The sequence below is a fragment of the Acinetobacter legionensis genome, from assembly GCF_048552295.1.
Taxonomy (GTDB): Bacteria; Pseudomonadota; Gammaproteobacteria; order Pseudomonadales; family Moraxellaceae; genus Acinetobacter.
Map to the genome: position 1 here is coordinate 1 of NZ_JBIMCW010000089.1, position 342 is coordinate 342.

A 342-nucleotide genomic window follows, 5' to 3' on the forward strand; every position below is an offset into this window, starting at 1 on the left:
CATTTAGTTCAAACCAATAACCAACATGTGCATCGCGCACAGTTGATGTTGCTGTAAATTGTTTGGCTTGTGAATCGTAGTAGTTGCTGAGGTTTTGATTAAACTTTTCAATCTGACTGTTGCCCGATGGCGTGGCACCATCTTCGCCATTAAGGTCTTGAATCCATGCAGGGCTAAAGTGCCATGCTTGTTCTAAAGCTAGACTGGCATTGTCATAATTTTCACTATGGCTGTGTTTACTTTGGACACTGCCAGCGCCTTCATCAATATCCAATACATCAGCTTGCCAACGCTGGATATACACTGAAGTCGGTTGAATGGAACGCTGACCAATAAAATTGG

1 pseudogene is annotated in these 342 nt (G+C 43.0%); it reads right to left on the minus strand.

The annotated features are described in order from the left end of the window. A pseudogene (locus ACG916_RS21585) lies at window positions 1–342 on the minus strand (type VI secretion system tip protein VgrG); the annotation flags it as partial.